The organism is Halomonas sp. OfavH-34-E, assembly GCF_024124525.1.
In the GTDB taxonomy this organism is placed as follows: domain Bacteria; phylum Pseudomonadota; class Gammaproteobacteria; order Pseudomonadales; family Halomonadaceae; genus Halomonas; species Halomonas litopenaei.
Genome location: NZ_JAMXRY010000007.1, coordinates 18,792 through 36,346 on the forward strand (window position 1 = coordinate 18,792; position 17,555 = coordinate 36,346).

General features: G+C 64.1%; 13 protein-coding genes and 2 tRNA genes. 2 read left to right on the plus strand and 13 right to left on the minus strand.

What is annotated here, in order from left to right:
• Nucleotides 1-54: 54 nt before the first annotated feature.
• The 9 genes from NH448_RS04760 to NH448_RS04800 all read right to left on the minus strand — a co-directional run bounded on the left by NH448_RS04760 (nt 55) and on the right by NH448_RS04800 (nt 7,762).
• Nucleotides 55-131 (minus strand) — tRNA-Arg (locus NH448_RS04760).
• Nucleotides 132-214: 83 nt separating this feature from the next.
• Nucleotides 215-307: transfer RNA gene (locus NH448_RS04765), tRNA-Ser, on the minus strand.
• A gap of 85 nt (nt 308-392) precedes the next feature.
• Nucleotides 393-587, minus strand: coding sequence for a carbon storage regulator CsrA (gene csrA / locus NH448_RS04770; protein ID WP_045991125.1), 195 nt, complete (start codon nt 585-587; stop codon nt 393-395).
• Between the two features lie 188 nt (nt 588-775).
• The gene (locus NH448_RS04775; protein WP_045991126.1) at nt 776-2,026 is read right to left on the minus strand and encodes an aspartate kinase; all 1,251 of its coding nucleotides are present in this window, start codon (nt 2,024-2,026) and stop codon (nt 776-778) included.
• A gap of 113 nt (nt 2,027-2,139) precedes the next feature.
• On the minus strand, nt 2,140-4,746 hold the full coding sequence (alaS, locus tag NH448_RS04780) for an alanine--tRNA ligase (protein ID WP_253028461.1): 2,607 nt from the start codon (nt 4,744-4,746) through the stop codon (nt 2,140-2,142).
• Between the two features lie 183 nt (nt 4,747-4,929).
• The gene (locus NH448_RS04785; protein ID WP_108449774.1) at nt 4,930-5,403 is read right to left on the minus strand and encodes a regulatory protein RecX; all 474 of its coding nucleotides are present in this window, start codon (nt 5,401-5,403) and stop codon (nt 4,930-4,932) included.
• Between the two features lie 145 nt (nt 5,404-5,548).
• Nucleotides 5,549-6,619 carry a recombinase RecA gene (recA, locus tag NH448_RS04790; RefSeq protein WP_045991129.1) on the minus strand — a complete coding sequence of 357 codons (1,071 nt, stop codon included), beginning with the start codon at nt 6,617-6,619 and terminating at the stop codon, nt 5,549-5,551.
• A gap of 293 nt (nt 6,620-6,912) precedes the next feature.
• Complete coding sequence (locus NH448_RS04795; RefSeq protein WP_045991130.1) at nt 6,913-7,413, minus strand: CinA family protein; 501 nt, start codon at nt 7,411-7,413, stop codon at nt 6,913-6,915.
• Between the two features lie 190 nt (nt 7,414-7,603).
• Nucleotides 7,604-7,762 carry a YqaE/Pmp3 family membrane protein gene (locus NH448_RS04800; protein ID WP_045991131.1) on the minus strand — a complete coding sequence of 53 codons (159 nt, stop codon included), beginning with the start codon at nt 7,760-7,762 and terminating at the stop codon, nt 7,604-7,606.
• A 351-nt stretch (nt 7,763-8,113) separates the two neighbouring features.
• On the opposite strand from NH448_RS04800, the gene mutS reads away from it, so the two are divergent.
• Nucleotides 8,114-10,705: a DNA mismatch repair protein MutS gene (mutS, locus tag NH448_RS04805; protein WP_253028491.1), complete on the plus strand. Its 2,592-nt coding sequence runs from the start codon at nt 8,114-8,116 to the stop codon at nt 10,703-10,705.
• 251 nt (nt 10,706-10,956) lie between these two features.
• On the plus strand, nt 10,957-11,280 hold the full coding sequence (fdxA, locus tag NH448_RS04810) for a ferredoxin FdxA (protein WP_045991132.1): 324 nt from the start codon (nt 10,957-10,959) through the stop codon (nt 11,278-11,280).
• A 760-nt stretch (nt 11,281-12,040) separates the two neighbouring features.
• Here fdxA and eno read toward each other — a convergent pair.
• From eno to NH448_RS04830, 4 genes are all read right to left on the minus strand, one after another.
• Complete coding sequence (gene eno, locus NH448_RS04815; protein ID WP_108132316.1) at nt 12,041-13,336, minus strand: phosphopyruvate hydratase; 1,296 nt, start codon at nt 13,334-13,336, stop codon at nt 12,041-12,043.
• 103 nt (nt 13,337-13,439) lie between these two features.
• Nucleotides 13,440-14,291, minus strand: coding sequence for a 3-deoxy-8-phosphooctulonate synthase (gene kdsA / locus NH448_RS04820; RefSeq protein WP_108449773.1), 852 nt, complete (start codon nt 14,289-14,291; stop codon nt 13,440-13,442).
• Nucleotides 14,292-14,296: 5 nt separating this feature from the next.
• Entirely contained in the window at nt 14,297-15,952 is a 1,656-nt protein-coding gene (locus tag NH448_RS04825; RefSeq protein ID WP_045991135.1) for a CTP synthase, read from the minus strand.
• 175 nt (nt 15,953-16,127) lie between these two features.
• Nucleotides 16,128-17,546, minus strand: a complete 1,419-nt coding sequence (locus tag NH448_RS04830) for an FAD-dependent oxidoreductase (RefSeq protein WP_045991136.1) — start codon at nt 17,544-17,546, stop codon at nt 16,128-16,130.
• Nucleotides 17,547-17,555 lie beyond the last annotated feature (9 nt).

Genomic DNA, 17,555 nt, shown 5'->3' on the forward strand with positions numbered 1-17,555 from the left:
ATTCATTGCGATGTCGTATTCCAGGAAACTATCGGAATGCAACCTGGGAGAAGATGGCGCGCCCGGGAGGATTCGAACCTCCGACCACCTGATTCGTAGTCAGGTACTCTATCCAGCTGAGCTACGGGCGCGTATCAATCTCTTGATGCACCAGGCATCCAACATGCCTGATCATCGGTACCCATGAAGCCGCTTCACGACATGCATCGTAAAATGGCGGAGAGGGAGGGATTCGAACCCTCGATGAGGCTATAAACCCCATACTCCCTTAGCAGGGGAGCGCCTTCAGCCACTCGGCCACCTCTCCCTCATCGGCACGGTGCGTATCCTACCGAGACGTAAGGCCTTTGTCCAGCCCGAGGCGAAAAAAGTTCTCCGCTCGGCCACCACCTTCACTCATCATCGGCAGCGCCATCGTCAGCCTTCTCGCGCTGGATGCGCTGGTAGATCTCTTCACGGTGGACGGCAACGTCCTTGGGCGCATTCACGCCGATACGCACTTGATTTCCCTTCACCCCCAGAACGGTGACGGTGATATCGTCCCCGATCATCAGGGTTTCGCCGACGCGGCGTGTCAGGATGAGCATGACTGATCTCCTTCTCAGACTTGTTACGTGAGTCGCTACGCCGTCACGCTTCCGGACGACGTGCCCTCTTTCTTGGTGGCGAGCACTAGCGACTCATGACACCTGATTGTGCCGTTTAAGGGAAGCCCCCGGCCGAATTGGCGAGGGGACTCCTTAAAGCGTAGAAGGTGTGCGCCGCGCCGAGAAACTTATTCGCTCTCGATATCGGCCTTGTCGAGACCAAATGCCTTGTGCAGCGCACGTACTGCCAATTCCATCTGCTTCTCGTCGATCACCACGGAGATTTTGATCTCCGAGGTCGAGACCATGCGGATGTTGATGTTTTCCTCGGACAGCACGCGGAACATCTTCGAGGCGACCCCGGCGTGTGAGCGCATACCCACCCCTACCAGAGACACCTTGGCGATATTATCGTCGCCACGCAACTCGCCACCGCCCAGATCGGGGATGACCTGCTGCTCGAGGATGCGCATGGTCTGCTTGTAGTCACCCTTGGCTACGGTGAAGGTGAAGTCGGTGTAGTCACCGGCCGGCGCCACGTTCTGCACGATCATGTCGATCTCGATGTTGGCGTCGGCGATCGGGCCCAGGATGCGCGAGGCCACGCCCGGCACGTCCGGCGTGTTGAGCAGGGTCAGCTTGGCTTCGTTGGCGGTGAAGGCGATGCCTGAGATCAGCGGTTCTTCCATGGAATCCTCGTCTTGTTCGGAGTCTGCAACGATCAGGGTGCCGGGGCCGTCCTCGAAACTGGACAGCACGCGCAGCGGAACATTGTACTTGCCGGCAAATTCGACGGCGCGAATCTGCAACACCTTGGAGCCGAGGCTGGCAAGCTCCAGCATCTCCTCCACGGTGATCGAATCCAGGCGCTGGGCCTTGGAGCAGACCCGCGGGTCGGTGGTGTAGACGCCGTCCACATCGGTGTAGATCTGGCACTCGTCGGCCTTGAGCGCGGCCGCCAGCGCCACACCGGTGGTGTCCGAGCCGCCACGACCCAGGGTGGTGATATTGCCTTCCTCATCGACCCCCTGGAAGCCGGCGACCACCACCACCTGGCCAGCGTCCAGGTCTTCGCGCATCTCGTCGGTCTCGATGCGCTGGATACGCGCCTTGGTGTGGGCGCTGTCGGTCATGATGCCGACCTGAGAGCCGGTGTAGGACGTTGCCGGCACGTCCAGCTTGTGCAGCGCCATCGCCAGCAGCGAGATGGTCACCTGCTCGCCGGTGGACACCAGCATGTCCATCTCACGGGGGGTCGGCTCGTCGTTGATCTCGTTGGCCATCCCGATCAGGCGGTTGGTCTCGCCGCTCATGGCGGAGACCACCACCACGACCTGATGGCCCTGGTCGCGGAAGCCCTTGACCTTCTCGGCCACGGCCTTGATGCGCTCCACCGAGCCGACCGACGTCCCACCGAACTTCTGTACGTATAGTGCCATATGCCGTCTTCCTCGCTCGTTGGATTCAATGAATGAAACTGTTGTCTCTGCGAAGTTTTGTCAGGGCAGAAAAAAGGGCCGGGGACCCTCTCGAGCCCCCGACCCCAGAGGGATCACAATTTGGCGTCCACCCAGGCCGGGACGCTCTCCAGCGCCGCCGGCAGTGCATTGACGTCGCTACCGCCGGCCTGGGCCATGTCGGCACGACCGCCGCCCTTGCCGCCGACCTGTCCGGCGACGTGATTGACAAGCTCCCCGGCCTTGACCCTGGCGGTCAGATCATCGGTCACCCCGGCGATCAGGCTGACCTTGCCGGCGGCCTCGTCGGCCACCCCCAGCACGATGATGCCGGAGCCAAGCTTGTTCTTGAGCTGGTCAAGCACGCCACGCAATTCCTTGCCCGACACGCCATCCAGGTGCGTCGCCAGTACCTTGACGCCCTGAACCTCTGTGGCGCTTGCCAGCATGTCGCTGCCGGCGGCGCTGGCGAGCTTGGCCTTGAGCCGCTCGAGCTCCTTCTCCAGGCCGCGATTACGCTCGACCAGGCTGTCGACGCGCTCCTCGAGCTGCTCGGGCTTGGCCTTGAGGCGCTCGGCCACACGCGCAAGGCGCGCCTCCTGTTCGCCGAAGTAGGCCAGCGCGCCCTCACCGGTGATCGCCTCGATCCGACGCACGCCTGAGGCGATGCCGCTCTCGGCGACGATATGACAGCAGCCGATGTCGCCACTGCGGGCCACGTGGGTACCACCACACAGCTCGATGGAGAAGTCATCGGCACCGATGGTCAGCACCCGCACGCTGTCGGCGTACTTGGCCTCGAACAGGGCAGCGGCGCCCTTCTCCTTGGCCTCATCGAGGGTCATGCTCTCGATCCGGGTCGGCGCATTGGCCAGCACCTGCTGGTTGACCAGGCGCTCCACTTCCTTGAGCTGTTCGGCGCTCATTGCCTCGAAGTGGCTGAAGTCGAAACGCAGGCGCTCAGGCGTCACCAGCGAGCCCTTCTGCTGGACATGATCGCCCAGCACCAGACGCAGGGCCTTGTGCAGCAGGTGGGTCGCCGAGTGGTTACGCACCGTCGCCGCACGCAGGCTCTCGTCCACCTGGGGCGTGACCTCGCTGCCGACCACCAGCTCACCTTCGAGCAACACCCCCTGATGCAGGTGATGCCCCGCCTGTTTCTGGGTGTCCTTGACCAGGAACCGTCCGCCCTCGACGTTCAGGTAGCCGGTATCACCGACCTGGCCACCGGACTCGCCGTAGAAGGGGGTGCGGTCCAGCACCACCACGGCGGGATGCTCAGGCGTCAGGCGCTCGAGCGCATTGCCTTCGCTGTCATAGAGCGCGACCACCCTGGCGTTGTCCTCGAGGCGATCGTACCCGGTGAACTCGGTCTGGCCCTCGAGCTCGATGGTGGCGCTGTACTCGGCGCCGAACTGGCTGGCCGCCCGGGCCCGCTCACGCTGCGCCTCGAGCTCCCGCTCGAAGCCTTCGGCATCCAGGGTGACGCCCCGCTCACGGCAGACATCGGCGGTAAGGTCATAGGGAAAGCCGTAGGTGTCGTAGAGCTTGAACACCGTCTCGCCCGGTAGGGTGTCACCGTCGAGCGCGGCCAGCGCCTGTTCCAGCAGGCCCATGCCATGATCCAGGGTGCGAGCAAACTGCTCTTCTTCCTTCAGCAGCACGCGCTCGATCTGCGCGCGAGCCTGGCGCAGTTCCGGGTAGGCCTCGCCCATCTCGGCGTCCAGCGCCGCCACCAGGCGATGGAAGAAGGCTCCCTGGGCGCCCAGCTTGTGACCATGGCGGATTGCCCGACGAATGATCCGCCTGAGCACGTAACCACGACCTTCGTTGGAAGGCAGCACGCCGTCCGCGATCAGGAAGGCACAGGAACGGATATGGTCGGCGATCACGCGCAGCGACGGCGCCTCCAGGTCGCTCGCACCGGTCGCCTCGGCGGCGGCCTTGAGCAGATTCTGGAACAGGTCGATCTCGTAGTTGGAGTGGACCCCCTGCATGACCGCGGCGATGCGCTCCAGCCCCATGCCGGTATCGATGGACGGCTTGGGCAGCGGCTTCATCTCGCCGCTGGCGTCGCGATCGAACTGCATGAACACCAGGTTCCAGATCTCGATGTAGCGATCACCGTCTTCCTCCGGACTGCCGGGAGGGCCGCCCCACACCTCGGCGCCATGATCGTAGAAGATCTCGGAGCTGGGACCGCAGGGGCCGGTGTCGCCCATCTGCCAGAAGTTGTCTTCGTCCAGCTTGGAGAAGCGCTCGGGATCGATACCGATCTCGTCTTTCCAGATGCGTTCGGCCTCATCGTCACTGACGTGGACGGTGACCCACAGCTTGTCCTTGGGCAGTCCAAGCACCTCGGTCAGGAAGGTCCAGGCAAAGCCGATGGCGTCGCGCTTGAAGTAGTCGCCGAAGCTGAAGTTGCCCAGCATCTCGAAGAAGGTGTGATGACGCGCGGTGTAACCGACGTTGTCCAGATCGTTGTGCTTGCCACCGGCGCGCACGCAGCGCTGGGAGGAGGTAGCCCGCACATAGTCCCTGGGGTCACGCCCGAGAAAGACGTCCTTGAACGGCACCATGCCGGCGTTGGTGAACAACAGCGTCGGATCGTTGCCCGGCACCAGCGAACTGGACGGCACGCGGGTATGACCCTGTTCTTCGAAGAACCTCAGAAAGGCCTGTCTGATATCTGCGCTTTTCATGAAATATCCGTGGCGATGAGCGATAGAGCGCGTCGAACCGGCCCACTGCCGTGGCACGCCGGAGCATCCGAGCATGAAACCGCGACCCGGGGCTGTCGCAAAAGGGGACATTATAGCGTAGTTGTCAAGCGACTAAAGTGGGTCGTGCAAAACCGCATCCGAGAAGGCCCGTCTGGCGGCGGTTCAATGATCGCCGAGGGCCCGTATCGCCTCGCGCACCTGGTCGAAGTCGAAACCGCGCCCGGCCAGAAAGCGTTCACGTCGAGCACGTTCCCTGGGATCCGCTGGCAGCTCTCGGCCGAAGCGCCGCTCCAGCGCTTCACTGGCCAGTCGATACCAGTCGACGGACTCCTCGCGCTCCAGTTCCGCCAGCGCCTCCCTGGCCAACGCTCGATCGACGCCCCTCTGGCCCAGTTCCGCCAGCATCTTCACCGGCCCTTGCCCACGCATCAACCGACCGCGCAGAAAGCTCTCGGCGAAGCGCCGGTCGCTCTGCAGGCCTTGATCGGCAAGCGCTTCCAGGGCCTGCTCAATGTCCTCGAGGGCGTGCCCCTTGGCCAGCAATCGCCCTCGCAGCTCTTCACGGCCGTATTCGCGTCGAGCGAGCAGATCGATGGCGTGCTCGCGTGGGGACATCTGGCTGGCAGCCTTGTGCATGTCATCTCCTGTTGGCACGGGACGGCGAGCACTGACGGCGCGAGTCCCCTTTCACAAACGCCTCGGGCCCCTGTCGAGGGGCCCGAGGAAAATCGTACGTTGCGACGTCACAGGCCGGCGTGCCGGCCTGCCGCGAGTCGACCTGCTACAGCAGATCGTCGCCAAGGTCGTCGCCAGCGGGCGCCGCGGCTTCCGCTTCCTTCTCGCTCTTCTTCGGCTCCGGCTGGGTCAGCAGCTGGGCACGAATCTGGGACTCGATCTCTTCCATGATGGCCGGGTTGTCCTCGAGGAACTGGGCGGCGTTGGCCTTGCCCTGGCCGATCTTGTTGCCCTGGTAGCTGTACCAGGCGCCGGCCTTGTCCACCAGCTTGCACTGAACGCCAAGGTCCACCACCTCGCCGGCGTGGTAGATGCCCTTGCCGTAGAGGATCTGGAATTCGGCCTGACGGAAGGGCGGCGCCACCTTGTTCTTGACCACCTTGACCCGGGTCTCGTTGCCGGTGACCTCGTCGCCCTGCTTGACCGAGCCGGTACGACGGATATCCAGACGCACGCTCGAGTAGAACTTCAGGGCGTTACCGCCGGTGGTGGTCTCGGGGCTACCGAACATCACCCCGATCTTCATGCGGATCTGGTTGATGAACACCACCATGCAGTTGGCGTTCTTGATATTGCCGGTAATCTTGCGCAGCGCCTGGGACATCAGTCGGGCCTGCAGGCCGACGTGGGAGTCGCCCATCTCGCCTTCGATCTCGGCTCTGGGCGTCAGCGCCGCCACCGAGTCGATGATGATCACGTCGACGCCACCGGAACGCACCAGCATGTCGCAGATTTCCAGCGCCTGCTCACCGGTATCCGGCTGCGACACCAGCAGATCATCCAGATTGACGCCAAGCTTCTCGGCGTAGCTGGGATCGAGGGCATGCTCGGCGTCGATAAAGGCGCAGGTTTTGCCGTCCTTCTGGGCCTGGGCGATCACCGACAGTGTCAGGGTGGTCTTGCCCGAGGACTCCGGACCAAAGATCTCCACCACTCGACCATAGGGCAGACCGCCGATGCCAAGTGCGATATCGAGACCCAACGAGCCGGTGGATACCGACGGCATCACCACCCTGGGAGCGTCTCCCAGACGCATCACCGTACCCTTGCCGAACTGGCGATCGATCTGGGAAAGGGCGGCGTCCAGCGCCTTGCTGCGGTTCTGATCCTGCGCCATTACGGAGCTCCTGTAGACAATGGATCGGGGTCGAGCGCCTTGCCCGAGTCCCCATCGGGCCCTGCGCCGGACCCTGGCAATTACTGTATGACTGAACAGTAGTATGACGAAATTTGCGGACGACGACCAGCCCTTCGAGGTGACGAATCGAGCGCATAGGGCAAATCAATAGTGGATGAGGGGTTGATCGCTGCGCTGGCACACCCGCGGGGCCGGAACGCTTGCGCCACACGCCCGGCGCACGGCGCTGGGCGCTACGCCCACGGCCACCTCAAGGGCACCGCCGGCTGGGCTCAGGTCAGGCTCTCGAGCCGCCTGATCAGGCCTTCGAGCGCATGGACCACGGCGGCCTGGCGAACCTCATCGCGACCGCCGGCAAAGCGCTGGCGATCGGCCTCGAGCCGCCCGTCGACGGCGAAGGCAAACCACACCGTACCGACAGGCTTTTCAGCGCTGCCGCCATCCGGACCGGCGACGCCACTGACCGAGACGCCAAGTCGGGCACCACTGTCGCGACAAGCACCCTCTACCATCGCCTCCACCACCGGCTGACTGACGGCGCCATGGGCGTCCAGGGTCTCGCCGGGCACCCCCAGCAGCCGCTGCTTGGCGGCGTTGGAGTAGGTCACGTAGCCGGTCTCGAAGTAGCGTGAACTGCCGGCGATATCGGTAATGGCAGCGGCCACGCCGCCACCGGTACAGGACTCGGCGGCGGTCACCGAGACCCCACGCTCGACACACAACTCACCCAGCCGAATCGCCAGGCGACGAACACGATCGTCTGCATTTGTCATCGCAGGCCCGTCTCTTGTGGTGAAAACAGGGTGTCACGATACGACATCACGACAACAATGACAGGCTCGTCGTCGCCTCGGAAACGTCTTGCCACGACAACCGCGACAACAAGCCGACAGGTACAGCGCCCACCAACGCATCGCGGCGACCGAGGTCGCCGCGACAGTGATACCCGTCATCCAGGCAGGTTCAGCGCTTGGCAATGATCCAGATGGCGTGAACGATACCGGGAATATAGCCCAGCAGGGTCAGCAGGATATTGAGCCAGAAGTGCAGACCAAAGCCCACCTGCAGGAAGACGCCCAGCGGGGGCAGCAGGATCGCGAGAATAATGCGTACAACGTCCATATGACAGCTCCTTTGAATAGTCCGTAAAGACAGTTCCTTGTAGGCGACTCCTTGAGAGAGTCCCGCAAGGGAAGAGAGTTCCTTGAAAATCGCTCCGCACTCACCAGAAAAGGCGTCGACCGATCACCCACAAGGGTAGACGGACACCCTCTGGCCCCACAAATGCTGCATCGTGGATACATCATGCTGACACGCCTGGCCCCCGGGAAGAAAGCCCGAGACGGATCTCGGCACAGCGGTACAGGCGCGCCCTGCGCCCATGCTATCCTTGACGCCTTTCGCCAGCGTCCCTCGCGATGCCGGCCCGCCGCCGACGACTCATCAACATCGCTTCGAGATCCCATGAACGACATGGCCAAGCCCAGCGCCCCCAGCCATACGCCGATGATGACCCAGTACCTGCGGATCAAGCGCGAGCACCCCGAGGTGCTGCTGTTCTACCGCATGGGGGACTTCTACGAGCTGTTCTACGAGGACGCCAAGCGCGCCGCCGCGGCCCTCGACATTACCCTGACCCAGCGCGGGCAGTCCGCCGGCAAGCCGATTCCCATGGCCGGCATTCCCTATCATAGCGCCGAGGGCTACCTGGCACGCCTGGTCAGCGCCGGCGAGTCGGTGGCGATCTGTGAACAGATCGGCGACCCGGCCACCTCCAAGGGGCCGGTGGAGCGCAAGGTGGTGCGTATCGTCACCCCCGGCACCCTCCACGACGAAGCCCTGCTCGACGCCCGCCGCGATAACCTGCTGGTGGCGATCGCGCCCCAGGGGGAGCGCATCGGCCTGGCCTGGCTCGAGGTTTCCAGCGGCCGCTTCAGCGTGCTCGAGGTGGAAAGCGAGGCAGAGATGCTGTCGGAGCTGACCCGCCTGGACCCGGCGGAGCTGCTGGTACCGGAAAGTACCGAGCTGCCGCCGGCGCTTGGCGAACGCCGGGGCCTGCGTCGTCAGAGCGACTGGCTGTTCGACCACGAGAGCGCCCATCGGGTGCTGTGTGACCAGTTCGGCGTGCAGGACCTCAAGGGGTTCGGCTGCGCCCACCTGCACGCGGCGATCATCGCCGCCGGGGTACTGGTGGACTACGCCAGAGACACCCAGCGCAGCGCCCTGCCCCATGTCACCGCCATCGGCGTCGAGAGTCGCGACGACACCGTGGTCATCGACGCTGCCAGCCGGCGCAACCTGGAGATCGACACCAACCTTGGCGGGGGCGGCGACAACACCCTGGCCAGCGTGCTCGACACCACCACCACCGCCATGGGCTCACGCCTGCTCAAGCGCTGGCTCAATCGACCGCTGCGTGATCGCGAGCAGGTCATGGGGCGCCAGGCGGCCATCAGCCTGCTGCTCGACCATGACGGCCATGAGCCTCTGCGCGACGACCTCAAGGCGATCGGTGACGTCGAACGCATTCTGGCCCGGGTGGCCCTCAACAGTGCCCGCCCGCGGGACCTGGCACGGCTGCGCGACGCCCTCAACGCCCTGCCGGCACTCGAGGCGAGCCTTGCCGGCTACGCCGACGGCACCACGCTCGACGGCCTGCGTCAGCACATTCGCCCCTTCCCGGAGCTGGCCGAACTGCTGACCCGAGCCCTGGTCGACAATCCTCCCGTGGTGATCCGCGACGGCGGCGTCATCGCCGAAGGCTTCGACGACGAGCTCGACGAGCACCGGGGCCTGGCCGAACACGCCGGGGACTACCTGGTGAAGCTCGAGACCCGCGAACGCTCGCGCACCGGGCTTGCCGGGCTCAAGGTCGGCTACAACAGGGTTCACGGCTACTACATCGAGATCCCCCGTGCCCAGGCCAAGGAGGCCCCGGCCGACTATATTCGCCGCCAGACGCTGAAGAACGCCGAACGCTTCATCATCCCGGAGCTCAAGGAGTTCGAGGACAAGGCGCTGTCGGCCAAGTCCCGCGCCCTGGCCAGGGAAAAACTGCTGTACGACAGCCTGCTCGACAGCCTCAACGCCGAACTTGCCAGGCTCCAGGCGACGGCCAGGGCGCTGGCCGCACTCGACGTGCTGTGCACCCTGGCGGAGCGAGCCCGGGCGCTGGATTTCGTCCGCCCGACGCTGTCAGAGACCCCAGGCTTCGATATCCGCGGTGGTCGCCATCCGGTGGTCGAACAGGTCAGCGACGGCCCCTTCGTGCCCAACGACCTGCGCATGGACGACGATCGCCGCATGCTGGTGATCACCGGCCCCAACATGGGCGGCAAGTCGACCTACATGCGCCAGGCGGCCCTGATCACCCTGCTCGCCCACAGCGGCAGCTTTGTGCCCGCCGACACCGCCACCATCGGCCCGGTGGATCGCATCTTCACCCGCATCGGCTCCAGCGATGACCTGGCCGGCGGGCGCTCCACCTTCATGGTGGAGATGACCGAAACCGCCAATATCCTGCACAACGCCACCGACCACAGCCTGGTGCTGATGGACGAGATCGGCCGGGGCACCAGCACCTTCGACGGCCTGTCACTGGCCTGGGCCAGCGCCGAACACCTGACCCGTACCCGCGCCTTTACCCTGTTCGCCACCCACTACTTCGAGATGACGGCGCTGGCCACAGAGGCGCCGGCGGTGACCAACGTCCACCTGACCGCCGCCGAACACAATGATGGCATCGTCTTCATGCACCGGGTCGAGGACGGCCCCGCGAGCCAGAGCTATGGCCTGCAGGTGGCCCAGTTGGCCGGTGTGCCCCAGACCGTCATCGCCGAGGCACGGACCAAGCTTGCCGCCCTGGAGCAGCAGGAGATCGATCATGGCCGCAGGAGCGCTGATCCGGATGGCGGAAGCCGACACCACCAGTCCACCCCCCAGCAGGCGGACCTGTTCGCCAGCGCCCCCCACCCTCTGGTGGAAGAACTCGGCGGCCTGGCGGTCGACGACCTCAGTCCACGCCAGGCACTGGAACTGCTGTACCGCTGGAAGTCGGCACTGTGAGGCCCTTGTGAGGCATACTCTTGCCCGATAGCGGCGCGAGGACTAGAATGTGGCACCCAAGGACCGTAGATTATAAAAAGCCATTTCTATATAACATTAAGGCTTAAGACGCGCCGGCATGTTACGCCGGACGCGAAGGTTGCATGGCCTGCATGGGCGCCACGCCGCACGCACGTCACCAACGACCCGGGCGAAAGCCACCACTGTACAGAGAGGCCGGCAAGGCGCTGGCCCGAGGAAGGGAGACTGGCATGACATTCGTCGTCACCGAAAACTGCATCAAGTGCAAGTACACCGACTGTGTCGAGGTCTGCCCGGTGGACTGCTTCTACGAAGGCCCCAATTTCCTGGTGATTCACCCCGACGAATGCATCGACTGCGCCCTGTGCGAGCCGGAATGCCCGGCCGAAGCGATCTACTCGGAGGATGAACTGCCCGAGGGCCAGGAACAGTTCCTGGAGATCAATACCGAGCTGGCGGAGGTGTGGCCCAACATCACCGAGAAGAAGGATCCGCCGGAAGACGCCGAGCAGTGGGACGGCAAGCCGGGCAAGCTGGAAAAGCTCGAGCGCTGAGCCTAGCCGCCAGGCAGTACCTGAACAAACGCGACAGCCGCCTTATCCGGGCGGCTGTCGCGTTTGTGTAACGGCAATCTTGAAGGAGGGTGTCCGGCCCTCTCGCCCCCGGACAAGCATCGACCGGCGCGGATTTCTGCCTGACATCGGCGCAGGAAGGACGTGGTGCAATGGCCTTTCGAAGCAGGTGCCCGACAGGCAGGCATAAAAAAAGGCGGCCCGTAGGCCGCCCGCTCCAAGCGTTTCCTTGGGCGGCTCCCTCCGCCCTACTCCCTGAGCGCCCTCCGTGCCCAGAAGCGACTTCCTGTCGCACCAGGCGCGCTCTTGACTCCTGAACGCATCCCGAAAACACCTACCTGAACCGAAGAGTGGCAAGTCCGGCCCATCCGGGTGTCAACCACCGAGGACATCCATGCCCCTTCACTGCCGACGTCGACTCCACCTCCTTGCGGAAACGATGCCGAAACAATGAAGTTTCCGTGGGACAGACGGGCGACTTGCCGCCGCGAAGCCTGACCTCTCGATTCGTGTGGCCATTCTGTCAGTTTCTGGGGTCATCACAAGCACCCTGCTTTTCTCACCCATGACGCAGACCGAGAGGGCCTGTCGGAAAAAGCATTGAAAAATCAAGGCGATAAAAAAGGCCCGCAACACGGTTGCGAGCCTTTTCGACGCCAAAATAGTCAATGTCTTACAAGAACTGTAGTCAATCTCTTACAAGACGCGTCGACACTAGCACCATCGGTGCCTTGCCAAGGGCCTACGCCTGCCCCTTGATGGCGGAGCGGCCCGGATAGCTCGCACGCTCACCCAGCTCCTGCTCGATGACCAGCAGACGGTTGTACTTGGCCACACGATCGCTGCGGCACAGAGAGCCGGTCTTGATCTGACCGGCACAGGTGCCCACGGCCAGGTCGGCGATGGTGGTGTCCTCGGTCTCACCGCTGCGGTGGGAGATGACCGCCGTGAAGCCGGCGTCCTGAGCCATGCGAATGGCATCGAGGGTCTCGGACAGGGAGCCGATCTGATTGAACTTGATCAGGATGGAGTTGCCGATGGACTCGTCGATGCCGCGCTTGAGAATGCGGGTGTTGGTCACGAACAGGTCGTCACCCACCAGCTGCACGCGATCGCCGAGCTTGGCGGTCAGCGACTTCCAGCCGTCCCAGTCGGACTCGTCCAGACCATCCTCGATGGACACGATCGGGTACTCGTCGCTGAGGCCCACCAGGTAGTCACCGAAGCCCTCGGCGTCGAAGCTCTTGTCCTCGCCGGCCAGCAGGTACTGCCCGTCCTTGTAGAACTCGCTGGCGGCACAGTCCAGCGCCAGGGTGACGTCCTTGCCCAGCGCGTAACCCGCATCCTCGACGGCCTGCTTGATGACCGCCAGCGCCTCGGCGTTGGAGGCCAGGTTGGGGGCGAAGCCGCCCTCATCACCGACGGCGGTGGCCAGACCACGCGCCGACAGCACCTTCTTCAGCGCATGGAAGATCTCGGCACCGACGCGAAGCCCTTCGCGGAAGCTCGGCGCGCCGACCGGCTGGACCATGAACTCCTGGATGTCGACGTTGTTGTCGGCGTGCTCGCCACCATTGAGGATGTTCATCATCGGCACCGGCATCAGGTACTTGCCCGGCTGGCCGTAGAGCTCGGCGATGTGCGCGTAGAGCGGCACGCCCTTGGCGTTGGCGGCGGCCTTGGCCGCGGCCAGGGAGACCGCCAGGATGGCATTGGCGCCCAGGTTTTCCTTGTTGTCGGTGCCGTCGAGCTCGAGCATGGCATCATCCAGCCCGCGCTGATCGCGTGCGTCCATACCCAGCAGACGCTCACGGATCTTGCCGTTGGCCGCGTCCACCGCCTTCAGCACGCCCTTGCCGAGGTAGCGGCTCTTGTCACCATCACGCAGCTCCAGCGCCTCGCGAGAGCCGGTGGAGGCGCCGCTCGGTGCGCAGGCGACACCGATCGCGCCGCTTTCCAGGCGGACTTCCGCCTGCACGGTGGGGTTGCCGCGAGAGTCCAGCACCTCGAGGGCACGAATATCGACGATCTTGGTCATCTTGAGGATCCTTGTGGGTGAAAAACTCGTGTCAGCGTTGTCGATCCGCCCGGGTGACACCATAGGCCCCAGGGCCAGAACACACGATCCAACGGAGGTAGCGTCAGCGTATCTCGATCGACGGTAGTTTTTTTACTACGTCATCCAGCGCCTTGATCTGCGACAGGAAAGGCTCGAGCTTATCAAGCGGGAGTGCACAGGGGCCGTCGCATTTTGCTGAATCGGGATCGGGGTGGGCTTCCAGGAACAACCCGGCGATGCCTACTGCCACCCCGGCCCTGGCCAGGTCCAGCACCTGGGCGCGGCGGCCATCGGCACTGTCACTGCGCCCGCCCGGGCGCTGCAGCGAGTGGGTCACGTCGAACAGCAGCGGGAAGCCGGTGTCCTTCATCTCGCCGAAGCCGAGCATGTCCACCACCAGGTTGTTGTAGCCGAAGCTCGAGCCGCGCTCGCACAGCAGCAGCCGCTCGTTGCCGGCTTCCTGGAACTTGGTGATGATGTGGCGCATCTCGTGGGGGGCCAGGAACTGCGGTTTCTTGATGTTGACCACCGCACCGGTCTCGGCCATCGCTACCACCAGGTCGGTCTGGCGAGCCAGAAACGCCGGCAGCTGGATGACATCGGCCACCTCGGCCGCCGGCGCCGCCTGGTGCGGTTCGTGGACATCGGTGATCACCGGCACCCCGAAGCGCGACTTGACCTCATCGAGGATCGCGAGCCCCTTGTCCAGGCCAGGGCCCCGGTAAGAATGCACCGAGCTGCGGTTGGCCTTGTCGAAGCTGGCCTTGAACACATAGGGGATGTCGAGCTTGCCGGTCACCTCGACGTAGGCCTCGGCGACCTCGAGGGCCAGCTCACGAGATTCGAGCACGTTCATCCCTGCAAACAGCACCAGAGGCAATGAATTGCCGGCCCTCAGGCCGGCAAATTCGATGGTACGCTGGGCGTCTGACATGGCGATCACTCCTGGTGCGCGGACTGGGCGCGGGTGCGCTTGGCCTTGTGACCCAGGGCCGCGTTGACGAAGCCGGTGAACAGCGGATGGCCATCACGCGGCGTCGAGGTGAACTCCGGGTGGAACTGACAGGCCACGTACCAAGGGTGGTCCGGCAGCTCGACCATTTCCACCAGAGAGTTGTCGACGCTGCGTCCGGAGACCACCAGGCCTGCCTTTTCCAGGTCCTCGATGAACTGGTTGTTGACCTCGAAGCGATGACGATGACGCTCGACGATGATGTCGTCACCGTAGGCCTCGCGAGCCTTGGACCCCTTGGCCAGACGGCACTCCTGGCCACCCAGACGCATGGTGCCGCCCAGATCGGAGGCCTCGTCACGCACCTCGATCTTGCCCTCGGGGTTGAGCCATTCGGTGATCAGGCCCACCACCGGGTGCTGGGTGTCGTGGGTGAACTCGGTGGAGTCGGCATCGTTCCAGCCGGCCACATGGCGCGCGTACTCGATCACCGCCACCTGCATGCCCAGGCAGATGCCCAGGTAGGGAATGTCGTTCTCGCGGGCGAAACGCGCGGTGGCAATCTTGCCTTCCACACCGCGCTCACCGAAGCCACCGGGCACCAGGATGGCGTCCTTGCCGGCCAACCGGTCGGTGCCGTGACGCTCGATGTCCTCGGAGTCGATGTAGTCGACGTTGACCTTCACGCGGGTCTGGATGCCGGCGTGGATCAGCGCCTCGTTCAGCGACTTGTAGGCGTCCAAGAGCTCCATGTACTTGCCGACCATGGCGATGTTCACCGACTTGAGCGGGTTGAGCTTGGCGTCGAGCACCTTGACCCACTCGCTGAGGTCGGCCTCGTCGGCCTCGAGGCGCAGCTTGTCGCAGACGATGTCATCGAGCCCATGCTCGTGCAGCATCAGCGGAATCCGATAGATGGTATCGGCGTCCTGCAGCGGTACCACCGCGCGTTCTTCCACGTTGGTGAACAGCGCGATCTTGCGACGCTCGGTCTCTTCCAGCTCGACCTCGCTACGGCAGATCAGGATGTCCGGCTGGATACCGATGGAGCGCAGCTCCTTGACCGAGTGCTGAGTCGGCTTGGTCTTGGTCTCGCCGGCGGTCTGGATGTAGGGCACCAGCGTCAGGTGCATGAAGATGGCGTTGCTGGCGCCCTTCTCGCTGCGAATCTGACGGATGGATTCGAGGAACGGCAGCGACTCGATGTCACCCACGGTGCCACCGATCTCCACCAGTGCCACGTCGAAGCCCTCGCCACCTTCGTAGACACGACGCTTGATCTCGTCGGTGATGTGCGGGATGACCTGTACCGTGCCGCCCAGGTAGTCGCCACGACGCTCCTTGCGCAGCACGTGCTCGTAGACCCGGCCAGTGGTGAAGTTGTTGGACTGGGTCATCTTGGTGCGGATGAAGCGCTCATAGTGGCCCAGGTCCAGGTCGGTCTCGGCGCCATCCTCGGTGACGAACACCTCGCCGTGCTGGAAGGGACTCATGGTGCCCGGATCCACGTTGATGTACGGGTCGAGCTTGAGCATGGTGACCTTGAGGCCGCGAGCCTCGAGAATCGCCGCCAGCGAGGCCGACGCAATGCCCTTGCCAAGAGAGGACACAACGCCGCCGGTCACGAAGATATATCGTGTCATGGAGAACCTGTCGAAACGTGATCGGTAGGCCCGGCAGGAAGCCGCGCCAGGATGGGACGACAGACTAGCAGATATCGACTAACGGCTCAATTTGCACAACAGGAAGTCATCCTGGAGAAACCGCCCCGCCCCTCCGCCATGGTTCTCACAACGGGGGACGGGGCTCGGCAGAGCCTCAGATGTCGAGGTAGTCGAGGATGCCCTCACCGGCCTGGCGACCTTCATAGACCGCAGTCACCACCAGATCGGAGCCGCGCACCATGTCGCCACCGGCAAAGATCTTCTCGTTGGTGGTCTGGAAGGCGAAGCTGCCATGCTCAGGCGCCTTGACCCGGCCACGCTCGTCGACCTCGATGCCCACCGACTCGAACCAGGGCGCCGGGCTCGGCTGGAAGCCGAAGGCGATGACCACGGCGTCGGCGGGGATGATCTCCTCGGAGCCCGGCACCACCTCGGGACGGCGACGGCCGTTCTCGTCGGCTTCGCCCAGGCGGGTACGCACCACCTTGACGCCTTCGACCCGCTCTTCACCGACCACCGCCACCGGCTGACGATTGAACAGGAAGTCCACGCCTTCCTCGCGGGCATTGGCCACCTCACGCCGGGAGCCCGGCATGTTCTCTTCGTCACGGCGGTAGGCGCAGGTCACCTCACGGGCGCCCTGGCGAATGGCGGTACGGTTGCAGTCCATGGCGGTATCGCCACCACCCAGCACCACCACACGCTGACCTTCCAGCGAGACGAAGTCCTCGGGATTCTTCTCGAAGCCCAGGCGGTGGTTGACGTTGGCGATCAGGTAGTCGAGCGCCTTGTGCACCCCGGGCAGGTCCTCGCCGGGGAAGCCACCTTCCATATAGGTATAGGTGCCCATGCCGAGGAACACGGCGTCGTACTTCGCCAACAGATCCTCGAAGGCGACGTCCTTGCCCACCTCGACGTTGAGGCGGAACTCCACGCCCATCTCCTCGAACACCGCACGACGACGTTCCATTACCGTCTTCTCGAGCTTGAATTCGGGGATGCCGAAGGTCAGAAGGCCGCCGATCTCGGCGTACTTGTCGAAGACCACCGGCTTGACGCCGTTGCGCACCAGGATGTCGGCGCAGCCGAGGCCAGCGGGGCCCGCGCCGATGATCGCGACCTTCCTGTCGGTCCAGGTCACCTGGCTCATGTCCGGGCGCCAGCCCATGGCGAAGGCGGTGTCGGTGATGTACTTCTCCACCGAACCAATGGTCACCGCGCCGAAGCCGTCATTGAGGGTGCAGTCACCCTCGCACAGGCGGTCCTGGGGGCACACCCGGCCACACACTTCGGGCAGCGAGTTGGTGCGATGCGACATCTCCGCCGCCTCGAGGATGTTGCCTTCGCTGACCAGCTGCAGCCAGTTGGGAATGTAGTTGTGGACCGGACACTTCCACTCGCAGTAGGGATTACCGCAGTGCAGGCAGCGATGCGCCTGGCTGGCCGCCTCCATGGGCTTGAACGGCTCGTAGATCTCGGCGAACTGGCGGGCGCGGGTGCGCGCCGCCTTCTTCTGCGGATCCTGACGACCGACGTCGATGAACTGAAAGTCGTTGTTCAAACGGTTTGCCATGATGTTCTC